Raw genomic sequence first — 18,010 nt, 5'->3', positions numbered from 1 at the left:
GCTAAAATGATAGTAAAAGAAGTTACTAGGATATTGGAAGAATTGGCCCCATTGGCCCATGCCGAGGATTTTGACAATGTTGGACTCTTGGTCGGTGACCAAAACCAAGAGGTATCGGGTATTCTGATAACCTTGGATACTTTGGAAAATGTGGTCGAAGAGGCAATCGCACAAAAATGCAATCTTATCGTGAGTTTTCATCCCATAATTTTCAATGGTCTCAAAAAAATTACCGGCGCCACGTATGTGGAACGTACTGTGATAAAGGCCATTCAGCATCACATTGCCATTTATAGTATGCATACGGCCTTGGACAACGCCATGGAAGGGGTAAATGCAAAGATTTGCGAGGTACTGGACATCATGGATCCAAAAATTCTTATACCACAAAAAAGTACCATTAAGAAATTGACCACCTATGTTCCTTTGGATGCGGCCGAGAGCTTAAAGAACGCCCTATTTGAAGCCGGAGCAGGAACCATTGGCAATTATAGCCATTGTAGCTTTACCTCTAAGGGAATAGGCTCTTACAAAGCGGACCAACATGCCAATCCAACAAAGGGTAAAATCGGTGAGATACACTATGAGGAAGAAATGCAGGTGAACATCACTTTTTCAGCAGCGATCGAGAAAAAAGTTATGAATGCCTTGTTTAAAAACCATCCTTATGAAGAGGTGGCTTATGAAATCCTAACCCTGGAAAACACGAATCAAAACATCGGGATGGGCATGATCGGCTCGCTTCAAAATCCGATGAAGGAGGTAGATTTTCTTAAAATCGTTAAAGAAAGAATGCATGCATCATGCATTCGACATTCAGAATTACGTGGAAAACCTATTGAAAAAGTGGCCGTCTTGGGTGGAAGTGGCGCTTTTGCGATCAAGGCCGCCAAGGCGGCTGGCGCAGACCTCTTCATCACTGCAGATGTCAAATACCATCAATTTTACGAAGCCGAAGGTAGCATGGTGATTGCGGATATCGGACACTTTGAAACCGAACAGTTTACAAAAAATCTTTTAGTTGATTATCTTACGAAAAAAATTCCTAATTTTGCAATCCGTTTATCGGAAAGTATAACGAATCCAATCAAGTATTTATAGGTATGGCAAAAAAAGGTGAAATAACCGTAGAAGCGAAGTTGAGGGCATTGTATGATTTGCAATTAATCGATTCTAGGGTTGACGAAATACGCAATGTTAGGGGCGAGTTACCCTTAGAAGTAGAGGATTTGGAAGATGATGTTTTAGGGCTAAAAACTAGATTGGACAAGCTTAAGACCGATGTAGAAACGATCAATTTCGAAATCACGGCTAAAAAGAACTTGATCGATGAATCAAAAGCGTTGATCAAGAAATATACAGAGCAACAAAAAAATGTTCGTAACAGCAGGGAATTCAATTCTATAAGCAAAGAATTGGAATTTCAAGAATTGGAAATCCAACTTGCAGAAAAGAATATAAAGGAGTTCAAGGCGCAAATAGAACAGAAAAAAGAGGTGATTTCCGAAACCAAGGAAAACTTGAGTGAACGGGAAACGCACTTGAAACATAAGAAAAACGAATTGGCTGCGATTTTGGCGGAAACCGAAAAAGAAGAAAAAGCACTCTTGTCCAAATCAATCGAGTACCAGGAGCAAATTGAGGAGCGCTTGGTTAAAGCCTATGCAAGAATTAGAAACAATGTGAAGAACGGACTTGCCGTGGTACCTGTCGAGAGAGGGGCATCAGGGGGATCTTTTTTTACCATACCACCACAAGTACAAGTGGAAATCGCTTCGCGCAAAAAAATCATTACCGACGAACATAGTGGAAGAATCTTGGTCGATCCCGTATTGGCAGAGGAAGAGCAAGCCAAAATGGAAAAAATGTTCTCCAAGATATAGGTAAAATAAGGTTAAGCAGTATAAAGCCATCTTCCCAGATGGCTTTTTTTGTTAATTTAGGGTTTGGTTATTTTACGAATATGCAATATCTCAACAACATCTGGCTACTGACCGTGATTCTTATTTCAACCACCACAATGGCCCAAAATCTCGATGATTATAAATGGGAAAATCGCATTCTGCTGTTAAAGGTTTCGGATTTTAGTTCCGGGGAGCTAAAAGAGCAATTAAAAACCTTACAACACCACCCAGTAGAATTACGGAATCGGGATATCCTCATTTTCATTGTAACCGACGATGCCGTTCTCGATACCTTAAAAAGGAAAACAGCATTAAAATCCAGGCAAATTATTGAAGCCTATGGATTAAAGGATTTTCAGGGCCTGATACTTATTGGAAAGGATGGAGGCGTAAAAATGAAGGAACGTTTTGTTGTGGACCCTAAAGCCATTTTCAGTTTAATAGATAGTATGCCGATGCGCCAGGCTGAAATGAAACATTCAAAAAAGCAATAGGACCTGTTCATCCTATATGGGAAGACTGTATTTTGATGGTTTGATAAAGAAAAAGGACATAAAAGCTACTTATGGCTTTATGTTGGCAGGCCCTAGAGCAAACTTAAGATTCGCTCCTCAACCTCGACGCTATCCCATTTATCTTCAATATTTGGTAACTCCATGACGTGTTGCATGATTTTTTCCTGTTGATCCCCAATGGCCAAAGCCTCCGAATAGGGACGATCGGAAAAGGTGACCCTAGAATATAATGGAATCCATTTATCGGGATGTTTTTTCGCGAATCTTTTCTCTATCTTTTTTTGTAATAAAAACCTAGGGTCGGCCGTTTTACTACTCATTTCCACAAAATTGCGATAACTCAATTCAGCGATGGCATCTGCATTGGGCTTGCGTTCTTTTTGATATTCTTGGAAAATGGATTCCCAATCGTCACCATGTTTCTTTATGATTTCATTGAGTATATATATATCCTCAAATCCGGCATTCATACCTTGCCCATAGAAAGGCACGATGGCATGGGCAGAATCACCAACCAAGGCTACTTTGTCCCAATAGGTCCATGGATAACACTTCATAGTGACCATGGCACTGGTCGGATTCTTAAAGAAGTCCTCGGCCAAATTTTCAATTTCCTGGTCCACACTTGGAAAGTTGACCTTGAAAAAATGCTGTGCCTCTTCCTTTGTTTTTATACTTTCGAACGATATCTCACCTTCAAACGGCATAAACAAGGTACAGGTAAAACTGCCATCCAAATTGGGCATGGCAATGAACATAAAGTTACCCCTAGGCCAGATATGAAAAGAATGGGCATCCAATTTATGGCTACCATCCGCATTCGCGGGTATGGTCAATTCCTTATAGCCTACATCAATAAAATCCTGGGAATAATCAAACCGACTTCGGCGTTGCATTTTATGGCGTACCCTTGAGAAAGCCCCATCGCAACCAAAAATCAAGTCATATTTATATTCTTCCCACTCCCCTTTTTCAGTTTCCCCCGTGTATAATTTGGCCTCTGGGAGATCTACATCCCACACTTTTTCCTCAAATTTGAAGGTAACCCCGGCCTTTTCGGCCAAATCGATCATCTTTCTGTTCAATATCCCTCGCGATATCGACCAAATTGCTTCCCCATCTTTGCCATATTTTTGGAAGTACATGGGTTTACCTACCACATGCATGGCCCTTTTATCCAAGGGTATGGCTATTTTCTTAATATCGTCCTCAATTCCAATTTCCGCCATTGCCTTCCAGCCCCTATTGCTCATCGCCAAATTAATCGAACGTCCCGAGAAAACAATGGTACGTATATCGGGCCTTCGATCAAAAACGGTGACAGCATGGCCCAGCCTTCTCAGATAAATAGACAGCAAGGAACCTACCAGACCCGATCCAACAATGGCAATCTTCTTCGGTGTTTGTTTCATTATGGAAAAGGAAAATAAGAGGGTTAGTTGGTAAATTTAATAAAATAAACTTCAATCCTTCCAAGTTCATGAAGGTTGTAAGCCAGATTGGGACATCCCTTAAAATGATGGAAATGACCCCATAAAAACATCCAAACAAGCCCTATTTCCCGTATATATACTACAATCCGCTTCGGCGTCCATATATATCATTAAAAAAGTCCTTCACAACACGATTGCGAAGGACTTTTTCGTTTGTAAAGGTATTATTGATTATTTCAAAATACCATCTACTATACCGTATTCTATTGATTCCTGGGCGTTCATCCAATAGTCGCGATCAAAATCCCTGAGCACCTTTTCATAGTCCTGTCCACAATTCTCAGCAAGGATCTTTGCACTTAATTCCTTGGTCTTGATGATTTCCTTGGCTTGAATCTCAATATTCGATGCCTGGCCCCTAGCACCTCCGCTAGGCTGATGTATCATAACCTGGGCATGGGGTTGTATAAACCTTCTTCCCTTTTTACCTACAGAAAGCAAAATGGACCCCATAGAAGCCGCTAATCCTGTACAAATAGTAGATACCGGACTTTTCAAGGACTTTATGGTATCATACATGGCAAAACCTGAAGTTACATACCCCCCAGGGCTATTGATGAACAGTTGGATTTCTTTATTATTCTGCATATCCAAATACAACAAACGATCGATTACGTGTTTGGCAGAATCATCATCGACCATACCCCAGAGAAAAACCTTGCGTTCTTCCAATAATTTTTCATCAATTGCTTCCTGTACTTTTCCCTTTTTCGAACTCATCTTATTTTATTTAAGAACCCAAAACTAAGCATTTTATTAAAAATATTCAGAAAATTGATTCATCGAATTGCAATAAAACAAGATCAGATCAACTCATGTATACGACACTTTTTCAACAGGAAGCCTAACTTTGTAGAAACCATGGTCATAGGCCTCTTTCCCAGTAAGATCGTCCGTTGCTGAAATGTATATGAAATTGTTTTTTACCTATATCCCTTTATTGGATCGATTCCATTATATTTGAATAAACCGCAATACAATGAATAATAGCAAACTGCTCTTGTTGGTCTTGGTCGTCATGGGTTGTAAAATGGAAAAGAAGCCAGAACAACCCCTCGTGGCAATGGAACCTACAATATTGGAAAAAATTGCCAATGCCAACGGTATGGCTAATTGGAAAAATGTTGATGAATTACAGTTCACGTTTAATGTGGACAGGGACACCACACACTTTGAACGGACTTGGATATGGAAGCCCAAAACCAACGATATTGTAGCTATATCCAAAGGGGATACACTTTCCTATAATTGGTCTAAAATGGATAGTGTTGCCTATAAAACCAATGGTGGGTTTATAAACGATAAATATTGGCTATTGGCTCCTTTCAATCTAGAATGGGACCAAGACAACTTCACACATACATATACTAAACAGGAAATAGCACCGATTAGCAATAATACAATGGATAAGCTAACCATTGTTTATGGTTCCGATGGGGGTTATACCCCTGGTGATGCCTATGATTTTTATTTTGGGGAAGATTATTTGGTTAAGGAATGGGTTTTTAGAAAAGGAAACCAACCAGAACCTTCCCTTATAACAACTTGGGAGGATTATGTGGAAATGGGTGGACTAAAAATCGCAAAAATGCATAAAAATAATGAGGGTTTTACCTTGTATTTTTCCGATATAAAGGTTTCTTCCGAATAACACCTATTTAAGGTTAAAGCTTACCTTTTTTTCATAAGGGAAGTTGCCGCCAAGACCAATAGCCCACAACAAAGAAGCACTATAAAGCAGGCAAGCAATGAATAGCTTTTTGCAATAAACCCTAGAATGGGCGGTGCGAATAAAAATCCTGCATACCCTAAACCTGCAATGAATGCAACTCCTTGCGATGATTGCACTCCCTTGACATTTCCGCCTATTCGAAACAATTCGGGAACGATTACCGAAAATCCCAAGCCGCTTAAGGCAAAACCTGCGATAGCCATATAGGTGTTCGTTGACAATATGAATAAATAACCAAGAATTGCAATAGAAGTCCCTAATGATACTATTTTGATCGAGCCTATTCGGGAGCTAATGGCATCCCCCACAAAACGCCCCAAGGTCATGGTAATCTGAAAGCCCAAAAAGCCTGCACCCCACAAAGCCTCTGGGGCCAAGCTAATTTCTTTTAGAAAAAGTCCACTCCAGTCCACGATTGCCCCTTCACTGCCCATAGCTATAAATGAAACCACCCCTAAAAGCATCAATGGTTTGAATAATTTTAGACCAAAGGGTTCTTTTTCTATAGGAGCTGCCTTCACATGGTAATATTTTCTGAAAAAGAATATATTCACGCCTAAAACAAGTAGCACAGCACCTAGCATATGCATAGGGGGATTATTTATCCCAATGATCAAAAAACTGCCCAAACCTGCCAAAACCCCTCCCAAGCTAAAAAATCCATGTGCGGCGGACATGAATTTTTGTTTGTCTTCTTTTTCAATTTCCGTAACCAGGGTATTCATAGAGATATCGGTAAAACCGTTACAGGCCCCAAAAACAAAAAGTGCTGCCATTAAAGAGTAATAGGAAGGGACAATCAAGGGCAGTAACGCGGATAAGCTACTGAAGAGTACACCAAGCGCAGTTGCCCTTCCCACTCCAATCTTATTAATGATCCTAGAGGCAATAGGAAATACCGTAAATACGCCGAGGGCAAGAAAGAAAATGGCGATTCCAAGATCGGCCTTGTCAATATTTAGCTTATCCTTTACTGTTGGGATGTATATGGCCCAGGTTCCAAAAAGAATATTAAGACTCGCATATACCCATGCAGGCCCAAAATATCTTGGATTCGATAGAATCAATCGAAGTGAATTCATCGCTAGTTGTAATTAAGCGGCAAATCTAATGAAAATAGCCTTGGAGGACTAATCGATTTGAGCCAAAATACCCTCTTTTAATAACTGTCCAAATCGAAACATATCTTCATAGGAACAATAGAATGGCGCCGGTGCCAGGCGAATGACATTGGGCTCCCTCCAATCCGCTATTACCCCCTGTTTCATTAAATAATCGAATAGGGGCCTCCCCTGCCCATGTAGAAAAACAGAAAGCTGGCACCCTCTATCCTTCGGGGTGATTATTTCAAAGGTTCCACTGACTTCATTGGCAATTTCATTCAGGATAAACTCCAAATACGCAACGATTGTATTTCGTTTTTTGATCAGGGCTTCCATACCCACAGCCTCGAAAAGTTGCAAGGATGCCAAATAGGGTGCCAAGGCCAAAACAGGTGGATTACTGATCTGCCATGCATCGGCGGTATCCATAGGTTCAAAAATTGGCTTCATCAAAAAACGGGTTTCCTTTTTCGTTCCCCACCATCCCTCGAACCGTGGCATATCATTTTGGCCCAAATGTTTTTGGTGTATAAATACCCCAGAGGCATTTCCCGGACCACTGTTCATATATTTATAACTACACCACGCTGCAAAATCCACCTCCCAATCATGCAATTTCAAGGCGATATTTCCCGCAGCATGGGCAAGGTCCCATCCAACATAAGCCCCTACCGACTTACCAGCTTGGGTAATGGTTTGCATATCAAAAACCTGTCCGTTGTAATAGTTGACCCCACCTATGAATACCAAGGCGAGTTCGTCTCCTAATTCCTCTATTTTGGCGAGGATATCCTCGGTGCGCCAAAAGTGTTCCCCTTTTCTTTTTTTTACCTCCACAATAGTTTCATTGGGGTTTAAACCATGGAACCGTACTTGACTTTGCAATAGGTATTGATCACTGGGAAACGCCTTCTCCTCGCATAAAATCTTATAACGTGACTTTGTAGGTCTAAAAAAGGATACCATTAATAAATGAAGGTTTACACTCAAGGTATTCATTACGGAAATCTCTTCCTCCTGGGCTCCCATGATTTTGGCCAATGGGGCGGCCAATCGTTCATGATAGTCCCACCAAGGTTTATTGGCATGGAAATGACCCTCCACACCCAGTTCTTTCCAATCGTTCATTACCTCATCAATATAACTCTGTGTCATTTTAGGCTGTAATCCTAGGGAATTTCCAGTGAAATAAATTACATCCTTACCAGCAATCTGGGGGAAATGGAATTCCTTTCTGTAGTTACGAAGTTCGTCCTTCTCATCCAACTGTTGTGCAAAGGCAAGTGAATTCTGAAATTGCATCCTATTCTTTTCCTCAAAAGTACGATATCGGTTTAAATAAAATTCACCTTATGAATGTGGTTATGCCAATCGCATGGTTATAATATGCTTTTTGAACCCGACTTTTTCATAAGCCTTAATCGCACTTTGATTGTCGTTATAGACGGTCAATCGAATTTCTTTCAATCCTTTGGCAAAGGACCATTGTTTTAATCTTTCGACGATTCTGGCGTTTACTCCTTTACCCCTATATTCGGGACGGGTGTACATAAAACCCAAATACGCAAAGTGATCATGGTCTAAATAGTGTTTTGCGGGTTTGACCAGGGCAAAACCCGATGCAATGACCGTACCGTTTGTTTCCGCAACGACAACAAGGGCATTATCGTTTTGTATCAACTCCCCTAAATCATAGTAGGTTATGGGATCGGCATCCAGGGTTACATCAAAAGGTCTTTCGGCCTTGATCACCCCTTGCTCGAACGTGCGTAATACCTTCAAATCGTTTTGGGTAGCACTTCTTATGTGTATGGTATCCATGGGCAGCTACTAGTGGAATTCAATGTATTCAAATTTCAAGGTAGTACATAATTGCATATTTTTACAAAAAAATCCCATGCACTTTTTATCTTCTTTGTTGGAAGATTATATTCAGGACCATTCTGAAAACGAGCCCGAATTATTGAAGGCCCTCTCCTATGAAACACATCGTACCGTAATTCAACCCAGAATGATCACCGGTCATTTTCAAGGTAGGGTGTTGAGCCTATTATCCAAAATCGTTTGTCCTACCCACATCCTTGAAATCGGGACCTATACGGGCTATTCGGCCTTATGTCTTGCGGAAGGGATGGCCGAAGGCGGGGAATTGCATACCATAGACGTAAACGAGGAGCTTTTCGATATACAGCGAAAATACTTTGACCGGAGTGGTTTGGGGGGGCAGATCATACAACATACGGGCGATGCCTTGAAAATCATCCCTACGTTGGATATGGTTTTCGATTTGGTGTTCATCGATGCTGAAAAAAAGGAGTATCCCGGTTACTTTCAGGAGGTAATGCCGAAAACAAGATCGGGTAGCCTAATATTATCTGACAATGTGCTATGGTCAGGTAAAGTTTTGGAACCTGTAAAAGAAAAGGACAAGACCACTCAAATTCTTTTGGAGTACAATCGAATGCTCAAAGAAGATCCACGCCTCGAGACCGTTCTTTTGCCGATTAGGGATGGGTTATCCCTAAGTAGGGTGCGATAATCCGCCTGTAGAGGTAATAGAATGCAAAGGCAGTTAGGATCCCGATCAAGGCCCCAACAATGATATCGACGGGATAATGAACCCCAACATAAATTCTACTCAAGGCAAAAAGCAGCGGCCATAAGTAGAAAACGTATACCCATTTGACCCTTTTCCGAAGAAACAGGACGATTATGGTGGTTATTGAAAATGAACTGGAAGCATGGCCCGAGAAAAAACTAAAACTTGAAGGGTTGTGCAACACCCGAATCAACGTGTTGATATCGGCATCATTATTGGGCCGTAACCTTCCGATAGAACCCTTGGTCAAATCGGTAGCCAGCAAAATAAAACCGATCAATGCCAATATCGTAAGGGTTACATAGATGGCTTCCTTTCGAGGGAATTTCCAAAAAATAAGAACGAAAAAAAACAAAAATAAAGGGATCCATGTGTAGATATTGGTTACCGCAGACCAGAAATAATCATATTCCTCTATTCCTAAACTATTCAAATAAATCAGCGTTTCCCTATCCCATTGCAGAATCTTCTCGAGCATAGGTAATGGCTTATTGACGTTTTATGCTTCCTGTAACATCCTCGACATTCTTTTTTACTTTCTGGTAGCCTTTTTTAATGTCATCGCCCAAGCCGGATTCAAGGTTGCTTTTAACCTCATTGACATCTTTTTTGATATCTTCAACGAAACTAGTATCGATCCCTTGTTTTTCAGCGCTTTTTTGGATCTCCCGTTTAATATCCTCTGTAGCATCCTTTAATTGCCGCATACCTTTGCCCAACCCCTTGGCAATGCCAGGAATCTTATCGGCGCCGAATACCATCACCACAATGAATAAGATGAAAAATATTTCACCCCCGCTGATGAAAAGAAATATCATTGAATACATACACCAAATATAGTGAAGATTAATTGCTAAATAAAAAAGTCCCGATGATATCATCAAGACTTTTTTATAATCTTAAAATTTGACTATCCCTTTATGTTTTCCTTAAACCTTTCAAAGTCATTTTTTTCTTCTTTCCTAGGCCAGGAGTTATTGCTCGTATCGATATCGGCGGTTTCAGCCTTTGGATCCACGACAATCCCCACCAATTCATTTTGGGTAGGAAGTACCACTTTTACCTCCGCATCGTTCTTTCGCCATATTTCTGGGGGATAGGTAATATTTTCCTTGGAACCGTCCGCATAGGAATATTCAACGATCAAAGGCATGGGTATGCCTCCCGGCTTATCATAAGTAATTTCATAAAAATATTTTGGCTCTTTAACAGCTGCCCTTTCTTCGACAGTCATATTGTCCATCATGAACTCTTTTAAGGCTTGGGAGTTTTCTGACGGGGCTTTGCCCTTTAAATCCATATCAATATCCCCATCTTCTTCCGCCAAAAAAACCAACGGCACCAGATCCGCCACTGTCAGGTTCCTTGCTGCCATATACTCCTGCATTTCCTTACCGGGCTTATCGGAAACATAATACTTTTTAATTCCCTTTACCCCGATATCGACATAATCGGTGGTATAAAACCAACTTCTCCAGAACCAATCCAAGTCAACGGCAGAGGCATCCTCCATCGTCCTGAAAAAATCTTCGGGGGTGGGGTGCTTAAACATCCAACGTTGCGCATAGGTTTTGAACGCATAATCGAACAACTCCCTTCCCATTATGGTTTCCCTTAAGATATTGAGGGCCGTAGCAGGTTTACTATAGGCGTTTGCTCCCAATTGGTATACATTTTCGGGGTTTGACATTATGGGTGAAATGGTGCTTTGGTCACCGCTCATATACGGTACGATCTTCCTTGGTTCCCCGCTACCAGAGGGATAGGTTTTATTTGGGGCAATTGCCTCTGGATATTCTTCCCCGAAGGCCTGTTCGGTCAAATACTGTACAAACGTATCCAAACCTTCATCCATCCATGCCCACTGTCGCTCATCGGAATTCACGATCATAGGGAAGAAGTTATGGCCTACTTCATGGATGATCACACTGATCATTCCGAATTTAATGCGTTCCGAATAGGAACCATCCTCGTTGGGCCTTCCATAATTCCAACAGATCATCGGGTACTCCATACCTTGATTTTTTGCATGGACCGAAATTGCCTTGGGATAGGGATAGTCAAAGGTATGTTTGGAATAGGTCTTTAAGGTATGCGCTACAGCTTTCGTAGAATATTCTTCCCAAAGGGGATTGCCTTCCTTGGGATATAACGAAATGGCCATCACATCCCTATTGCCCATTTTAACCGCTTGCATGTCCCAAATAAACTTTCGGGAAGAGGCAAATCCAAAGTCCCTCACATTTTTGGCCTTGAATTTCCATGTTTTCTTATTCTCGGAAAAACCTTGCTCGGCCGCCTCGGCTTCGGCTTGGGTCACAATGAACACAGGTTTGTCATATGATTTTTTCGCTTCCTCGTAGCGAATCATCATTTCCTTCGTAAAGACCTCTTTTCTATTCTGAAGTTCTCCCGTGGCATCAAGTATATGATCTGCAGGCACCGTAATATTCACCTCATAGTCGCCAAATGGAAGGGCAAATTCTCCATTGCCCCAAAATTGGTGGTTTTGCCACCCTTCAACATCATTGTAAACCGCCATTCTTGGGAAGAATTGGGCTATTACAAAGGCCCTATTCCCATCTTTCGGAAAATACTCGTACCCCGAGCGGGCCCTATTGATCGTATGATCGGGAATATTGTACCACCATTTTAATGAAAAGGAGATTTGCGCCTTACTTTTAAGGGGTTGTGGAAGGTCAACACGCATCATGGTCTGGTTGACGGTAAATGATAGAGGCTTACCTGAATCGTCCTTTACATATTCTATTTTGAAACCCCCATCAAAGGGTTCTTTTAAATATTTACTGGCGAAACCGCTCGGGTACTCTGTCAATGCAACCTCAGAACCTTCGCGTAAGGGCGATTTACTATCCTTGGCCCTCACATTCTGATCTAATTGTAACCAGAGAAATTCCAGGGCATCGGGGGAATTATTCGTATAGGTAATGGTTTCGGTACCATAAATTTTCGCATTCCTATCATCCAACGCTATATCCATCTTATAATCGGCCTGTTGTTGGTAATAATCGGGTCCTGGGGTCCCAGAGGCTGATCTGTAGGAATTGGGAGTAGCGAACTCCTCATACATCTGTTTAAATTTGCTTAGGTTGGTGTGTCCGGGGGCTCTTTGGTTTTGTTCTACTCCCTGGGCGGTCATCACCGTGGCAAACAGGAAGAAAATCGAAGCAAAACCATACTTGATTTTATTCATTTTTTGTATTTAGAGGGCGAAAATTAAAGCATTTTTCAGTATTTGTAGGGGAATGTCACAAGTTTAACATTCCTTTATTATTCTCCTTAATGAGCACAAAACTCTTCTTCTTTCCCTTGACTTTTAAATGGACCACATTTTGCTGTTCCTCAAAGAGATCGGTGAGAATTTCATTCTGTACGGTTATAGATTTTATTCGTTCCCCATCGACCTCGGGAATTTCCATATAACAGATCATTACATCGTTATCATATTTCTTTCCTAAAAAGGTGTAAGTGCTTTGTTTCCTATTGATATGTACCAGGAATTTTGCCTTAAAATACTTCTCTATGTATTCGTTGGCCAATTCTGTTTCCATATCCGTAGCCAAATGCGAGTCAATACCATAACGCTCGAATAAGACGTCTTCAAAATCATCGATAAAAACACGAGAGGTAATTTGGATCGCTTCGGTCTTTTCAGAATAGTTGATATTGGTTACGCTAACATAGAATTTATGGGCTGTCGAAAATGCCAGCCCGGGCAATACTAACAGCAGTAAACTCTTCTTAAAAAACTTCATTCCCTTAAAATTTCAATCAAAATTAAACAATCTTTGTGCCAAGCTATTACCTATTCCAGATTATTCCCTTCCCTATAGCGGGCCCCTTTTTTCAACATAAATTCCCATAATCCCAATTTATCCTTTGCTTCTAACAGGGATTTGAATTCAGTGTCGACTTCACAGAAATTGATAAAATCGGTAATTCGCTCCTTTGGGATGCGCAACCCCTGTACAAAAAGCGAATCGACATAAAAGCCTCTTACTTTTTGGATCTGTTCATAGGCTTCCTCACGGGCGATGCGCTGATTCAACCTTTTGGTGCGCCCTGAAAAATAATTGATCAAAGGGTCTAGATTGGTGCCAGCAGCGATAATATAGAAGTGCGCATCCCACGTCCTCGCCGCATACAAGCTACGTTCGGCCTGGGTAGGAAACCGTACATCCGCATTGGGCAATCCCAGGGTATTGGCCGTTACCAAAGGGTCGATCGATAGTCCGACCACATCCTTGGCCAATCTTCCACTTAGATTATACGGCATCACCGTTACTTCTTCAAGCTTTATTTCCCCCGCTTCCATATACACATTCAGGAATCCGCTTTCGTATATGGCCAATTGTACAGGTACTACCTTCCGTTTGTACTGAACGGCCGAAAAAACCAAGGTATCGTTGAACCTTATGGGAATGGAGAAAAATCCGTTTACATCGGTTATGGTGGCCCTTTGGGAAGAGATGTTCATGACATGGGTACCGGCCACATCGCCATCAATGCTAAACACCTGTCCTTCCAGGTCCTTGGTTTGCTGGGCATGGTTTGTAAGGGTGAATAAAAAGGATACCAAAAAGAATCTCCAGAAAACAACCCTGACTGCCCGGTCTGAGTCGGCCAAATACGCAGTTTTTCCTGTCTTTCTAGAATCAATCGTGCAAATCATTGTTTTCCCTATAAATGATGCTCTTCTTTCGCATATACTCCCAGATCTTGAACCGGTCATGGGTATCGACCAAGGTCTGAAATGCCGGATCTACCTCGCAGAAATACATAAAATCGGCTATTTTTTCCAATGGAATCCGAAATTCCGTGGTATAGAGGGAATCGGGATAGAAAGCCCTCACCCGTTGGGTGCGTTCATATTTTTCATTCCTGACAATCCTATTTTTTAGCATCTTGGTACGCCCTGTTATGGCATTGATCAAAGGGTCAAAACCCGTAAAAGGATTGGCGGTAGCTGCGAAGAGTTCCCTTTCGGCCTTTGTAAGGATCCTGACATAGGCATTGGGCAGGCCTAAGGTCGATGCGGTGACCAAAGGCTCTATTTCGGTACGGGCCAAATCGGTAGCCATATCGCCGGTCAGGTTATAGGGCCTTACGATGACCTCATCGAGCTGGTTCAGCACCTCTTCCAAGGGCACATAGAGCAACTTGCTATCGAGCATGGCCGAAGTGACCATCATGGTCATTCGCTTGTACTGAACCGCCGAAAAAACCAAGGTATCGCCAAGTTTGGCGGTAATGGTAAAGAAACCTTCATTATCGGTAATCGAAGCCTTTTTTGCCGAAATGTTGAGCACATGGGTAGCGGCCACATCCCCACTTTCGCTGTACACGCGACCTTCAATTTGTTTACTTGGCGAAGTTTGGGCACTTAAGAAAGCGCCGGGTATAAGAAATAAGGAAAGAAGTAGCTTATTCCTCGTCATTCATTTGCATCAAGAAGGTCTTACTGTGGGTCACCAGAAAATCGATCAGCTGAAATTCGTTCTCTTTTTTCAAAAGGGTCTGGGCCGGCATTTTACTGTCACAATAGATCAAAAAGGCATCGATCTTGTCCTGGGGCACGTTCAGATCTTTCACAAAAAACTCATCATCATAAACCTGACGCATGACCTGGCTCACTTTTAGAGGCGCACGTTTTTCAACCGAAGATTGATTCGTATTTACAAGGGCCTTGAAAATATTGACGAAATTAATTCCATCTTTCATACCCCGTTGATATTGGGGCATGGCAATATTCTCAACCTCTGTGGAACGATCGATCTCATATTCATACTCCTTAAACTCTTCATTCTTGATTTCAAGGAACCTTTCTTGATCTTCCGGGGTCACCACCACTTCATCCAATTGGGTCACTTTTTCATTAACCTCTACGACCAACCGTCCCTTTTTTAAAATCTCCTCGGTAATGATCACAATGCGCAATTGGTAATTGATGGCCGTAAACACAAGCTCATCCCCCAATTTAACGTCGATTATAAACTCCCCCTTTTCGTTGGTGATCGTGGCGAACTGCGAAGTGGTATTGATCACATTTTCATCGGGCACATAGGAGTTTCGGTACAGGACCTGGCCCCTTAAAGGGCTACGGTCATCTTCCTGGGAATACCCTATGCCAACGAACAATAAACAACAAACGGCAAGTAAAACGGCTTTCATATATGGAATTTAGGAAACATAAAGTAAACACAACTAAACGGTTTATAAAAGCAGTCGGCTCTAAACTTTTGTTAATTTGTCCCAAGGTACGGCCAAAAGGGAAGAAAGGCCCAAATAATGGCCAAGAACAGACCCAATAAACTTTTGTGCCCCAAAGGACAACCCTTCAACCCAATAAGCGGTTATTTTAACTCCTAAAATTAGATATGTATCGATATAATTCTATTTTTGTTAGTCCCCCTAATTCGAATTTTTTTAATCTGTTATTCGTATGCAACGAGCACTATTATTTCTGGTTTTTGGCATTTTATTTGTCGGTCCCATACAAGGTCAGATCAAAATTGGGGACAACCCCCAAAATATTGATCCTTCTTCGGTATTGGAACTTGAAAGCAATTCCCGTGTATTGGTAATCACCCGTGTAAACACGGTAGAGATGAATGCCATTACCCCCTTGCCCGGGGCCGTGGTCTACAACACCGATTTGCAATGTGTGCATTATTACGATGGCGCCCAATGGGTCAATATTTGTGAAGAGGTTGGGGGCATTCCGAACCTGACGACCGATCCCTTTGTCAATGCCAACAGTACCTTGGTCATAACGCCCAATGGGGAGAACAACCATATCGAGGTGGCCCCAAATAGCATTCGCAGTGCCCAAATTGTGGATGGGGGTATTAATGGAATCGACATTCAGGACAATTCCATCGGACAGAGTAAGATTGGTAATGATGCTGTAGGCCGGAATGAAATTGCGGAAAATGCGGTGGGGTTGGAAGCCCTTGATACCGATGAGGTCACCTTGGGAACCCTAACGAATACCCCCGGTTTTATTACAGGGGCCGATATCGTGAGTAGTGCCCCAAATAATGCCCTAACCGATAATGGGGGCGCTTTTTATAACAACACCCCGGTATTTGATGCCATTTCAGCAAATTCAGGGAATATTGCGACCAATGCGGCCAATATTCAAACCAATACCGACAATATCGCTTTAAAGGAAGACGCGGCCAATAAATCGGATGACATAGCCTTGGGCAATTCGGCCATACTTTTTCCGACCCAGAATGCCGTCAAGTCCTATGTAGACACCCAAATAACAGGTTCGACCCAAACCATTGTCAGTGCTAATACACCTAATTCCATTAGTGCGGGAACCGATGGTGGGGCATTGTTCAATGCCATTCCTTTACAAAATGATATAGATGCCAATACAGCAACACTTGCTACAAAAGAAGATCTTGCCAATAAAGACCCGAATACCCTACTGGGTACATCTAACACTAGTTATCCAACCCAAAATGCGGTGAAAGTTTATGTGGATAATGTTGTCGGGGGTTCTACGCAAACCATTGTGAGTGGAAATACTCCAAACTCAATAACGTCTGGTACTGATGGTGGGGCTTTATATAATGCCATTCCTTTGCAAAATAGTGTAACCGCCAATACAAATAATTTAGCGACACATATTGCAAACGATGATGATACGGACGAAACTAATGAGCTAATTACAAATGCCATATTGAATGCTTCAAATGAACTGGTAATTACAGAACCTGGCAACACAACTACTGTCAACCTGAATTCTTTAGCAGGTGGGGGCGGCAGTACCGAAGTAGCCGATCAAACAACAATAACTGGTATCGGTACTGCTGGGGATCCTTTTACCATAGAACCAGGAGTAACTGGTCAATTCTTAAATACCGATGCTGGGGGGAACGTTGTTTGGGCAGGAATACCGCCTGGAGGAGGCAGCACTGAACTGGCGGATCAAGTTACCATCGTAGGTGATGGGACTACGGGTAATGAATTTGAGGTAAATGATGGTGCCATCAATTCAACTAAGATAACTGATGGTACAATTTTAACCATTGACATTGCTGATAATGCTGTGACTACTGCCAAAATAGTTGACGGTGGGGTACAGACTGTTGATTTAGGTAACAATGCAGTGACTACAGTTAAGATTCTCGATGCTAACGTAACCGACGCCAAAATCGCACCGGGAGCAGCGGACCAGATCCTAAGGACAAATGCCACAGGGACCGCAGTTACATGGGTGGACCTTCCACCTGGTGGCGGAACCACGGAACTTGCAGACCAGATAACAATTACAGGGGATGGAACTCTAGCAAATGAATTTCAAGTAGCCGACGCCGGCATTAATACATTGCAACTGGCCAACAATGCGGTCATCACAACAAAAATAGCTGATGCTAACGTAACTCCTATAAAAATAGAACCTGGTACAAGTGGTCAATTTCTAAGTACTGATGCGGGAAATAATGTAATTTGGGATAACCTACCAACTGGAACAGGGGGAACTGTACAAGCAGATGGTACTACAATTGTTGGTAATGGAAGTGTGACGAATCCATTAAGTGTCCCAACGGGAGGCATCACAACGGCACAGATCGCAGATCTGACCATTGCAACGGTGGATATCGCCGATGACAACGTGACCCCGGCAAA

Annotated in this window: 18 protein-coding genes; 6 read left to right on the top strand and 12 right to left on the bottom strand. The window is 42.1% G+C overall.

From position 1 onward, the window contains the following. Positions 1-6: 6 nt before the first annotated feature. Genes HPE63_RS16770 through HPE63_RS16760 form a run of 3 tightly spaced genes read left to right on the top strand, consistent with a single transcriptional unit; the run spans position 7 to position 2,398 of the window. Positions 7-1,101, top strand: a complete 1,095-nt coding sequence (locus HPE63_RS16770; RefSeq protein ID WP_188315466.1) for a Nif3-like dinuclear metal center hexameric protein — start codon at positions 7-9, stop codon at positions 1,099-1,101. Positions 1,102-1,103: 2 nt separating this feature from the next. Then, on the top strand, positions 1,104-1,883 hold the full coding sequence (locus HPE63_RS16765; protein ID WP_188315465.1) for a zinc ribbon domain-containing protein: 780 nt from the start codon (positions 1,104-1,106) through the stop codon (positions 1,881-1,883). A 38-nt stretch (positions 1,884-1,921) separates the two neighbouring features. Then, positions 1,922-2,398, top strand: a complete 477-nt coding sequence (locus tag HPE63_RS16760) for a DUF4174 domain-containing protein (RefSeq protein ID WP_188315464.1) — start codon at positions 1,922-1,924, stop codon at positions 2,396-2,398. Positions 2,399-2,490: 92 nt separating this feature from the next. Here HPE63_RS16760 and HPE63_RS16755 read toward each other — a convergent pair whose 3' ends face one another. Next, positions 2,491-3,831: an FAD-dependent oxidoreductase gene (locus tag HPE63_RS16755; RefSeq protein ID WP_188315463.1), complete on the bottom strand. Its 1,341-nt coding sequence runs from the start codon at positions 3,829-3,831 to the stop codon at positions 2,491-2,493. 252 nt (positions 3,832-4,083) lie between these two features. Continuing rightward, positions 4,084-4,632 (bottom strand): ClpP family protease, encoded by a 549-nt coding sequence (locus tag HPE63_RS16750; protein WP_188315462.1) that lies wholly within the window; start codon positions 4,630-4,632, stop codon positions 4,084-4,086. A gap of 259 nt (positions 4,633-4,891) precedes the next feature. Between HPE63_RS16750 and HPE63_RS16745 the strand changes: the two genes are divergently transcribed. Next, complete coding sequence (locus HPE63_RS16745; RefSeq protein WP_188315461.1) at positions 4,892-5,563, top strand: hypothetical protein; 672 nt, start codon at positions 4,892-4,894, stop codon at positions 5,561-5,563. A gap of 20 nt (positions 5,564-5,583) precedes the next feature. Here the strand turns inward: HPE63_RS16745 and HPE63_RS16740 are convergent, their stop codons facing one another. The 3 genes from HPE63_RS16740 to HPE63_RS16730 are packed head-to-tail and all read right to left on the bottom strand — an operon-like array spanning position 5,584 to position 8,568. Further along, entirely contained in the window at positions 5,584-6,726 is a 1,143-nt protein-coding gene (locus HPE63_RS16740; protein ID WP_188315460.1) for an MFS transporter, read from the bottom strand. A 48-nt stretch (positions 6,727-6,774) separates the two neighbouring features. Further along, a complete protein-coding gene (gene kynU, locus HPE63_RS16735) occupies positions 6,775-8,049 on the bottom strand; it encodes a kynureninase (protein ID WP_188315459.1) in 1,275 nt (424 codons plus the stop codon). A gap of 60 nt (positions 8,050-8,109) precedes the next feature. Next, entirely contained in the window at positions 8,110-8,568 is a 459-nt protein-coding gene (locus tag HPE63_RS16730) for a GNAT family N-acetyltransferase (protein ID WP_188315458.1), read from the bottom strand. A gap of 76 nt (positions 8,569-8,644) precedes the next feature. Here HPE63_RS16730 and HPE63_RS16725 point away from each other — a divergent pair, with 76 nt between their 5' ends. Continuing rightward, positions 8,645-9,286, top strand: coding sequence for an O-methyltransferase (locus HPE63_RS16725; RefSeq protein WP_188315457.1), 642 nt, complete (start codon positions 8,645-8,647; stop codon positions 9,284-9,286). On the opposite strand, the gene HPE63_RS16720 is transcribed toward HPE63_RS16725, so the two are convergent. The 7 genes from HPE63_RS16720 to HPE63_RS16690 form a co-directional block, all read right to left on the bottom strand. Continuing rightward, a complete protein-coding gene (locus HPE63_RS16720; RefSeq protein ID WP_188315456.1) occupies positions 9,252-9,824 on the bottom strand; it encodes a phosphatase PAP2 family protein in 573 nt (190 codons plus the stop codon). The two genes, HPE63_RS16725 and HPE63_RS16720, sit on opposite strands and share 35 nt — an antisense overlap. Before the next feature lie 10 nt (positions 9,825-9,834). Beyond that, positions 9,835-10,173, bottom strand: a complete 339-nt coding sequence (locus HPE63_RS16715; RefSeq protein ID WP_188315455.1) for a Sec-independent protein translocase subunit TatA/TatB — start codon at positions 10,171-10,173, stop codon at positions 9,835-9,837. 83 nt (positions 10,174-10,256) lie between these two features. Beyond that, positions 10,257-12,560 (bottom strand): M1 family metallopeptidase, encoded by a 2,304-nt coding sequence (locus HPE63_RS16710; RefSeq protein ID WP_188315454.1) that lies wholly within the window; start codon positions 12,558-12,560, stop codon positions 10,257-10,259. Between the two features lie 55 nt (positions 12,561-12,615). After that, a complete protein-coding gene (locus HPE63_RS16705) occupies positions 12,616-13,122 on the bottom strand; it encodes a DUF6702 family protein (protein WP_188315453.1) in 507 nt (168 codons plus the stop codon). Positions 13,123-13,172: 50 nt separating this feature from the next. After that, on the bottom strand, positions 13,173-14,039 hold the full coding sequence (locus HPE63_RS16700; protein WP_188315452.1) for a carboxypeptidase-like regulatory domain-containing protein: 867 nt from the start codon (positions 14,037-14,039) through the stop codon (positions 13,173-13,175). Continuing rightward, complete coding sequence (locus HPE63_RS16695) at positions 14,023-14,805, bottom strand: hypothetical protein (RefSeq protein ID WP_188315451.1); 783 nt, start codon at positions 14,803-14,805, stop codon at positions 14,023-14,025. The genes HPE63_RS16700 and HPE63_RS16695 overlap by 17 nt, the downstream gene beginning before the upstream one ends. After that, complete coding sequence (locus tag HPE63_RS16690) at positions 14,792-15,538, bottom strand: hypothetical protein (protein WP_188315450.1); 747 nt, start codon at positions 15,536-15,538, stop codon at positions 14,792-14,794. The genes HPE63_RS16695 and HPE63_RS16690 overlap by 14 nt, the downstream gene beginning before the upstream one ends. 271 nt (positions 15,539-15,809) lie before the next feature. Between HPE63_RS16690 and HPE63_RS16685 the strand changes: the two genes are divergently transcribed. Next, positions 15,810-18,010: beta strand repeat-containing protein (locus tag HPE63_RS16685; RefSeq protein WP_394355025.1), on the top strand; the 2,201-nt coding region annotated here is incomplete at its 3' end.

This window comes from Maribacter arenosus, assembly GCF_014610845.1.
Taxonomy (GTDB): domain Bacteria; phylum Bacteroidota; class Bacteroidia; order Flavobacteriales; family Flavobacteriaceae; genus Maribacter_A; species Maribacter_A arenosus.
This window is presented reverse-complemented; position numbering and strand designations above follow the sequence as displayed.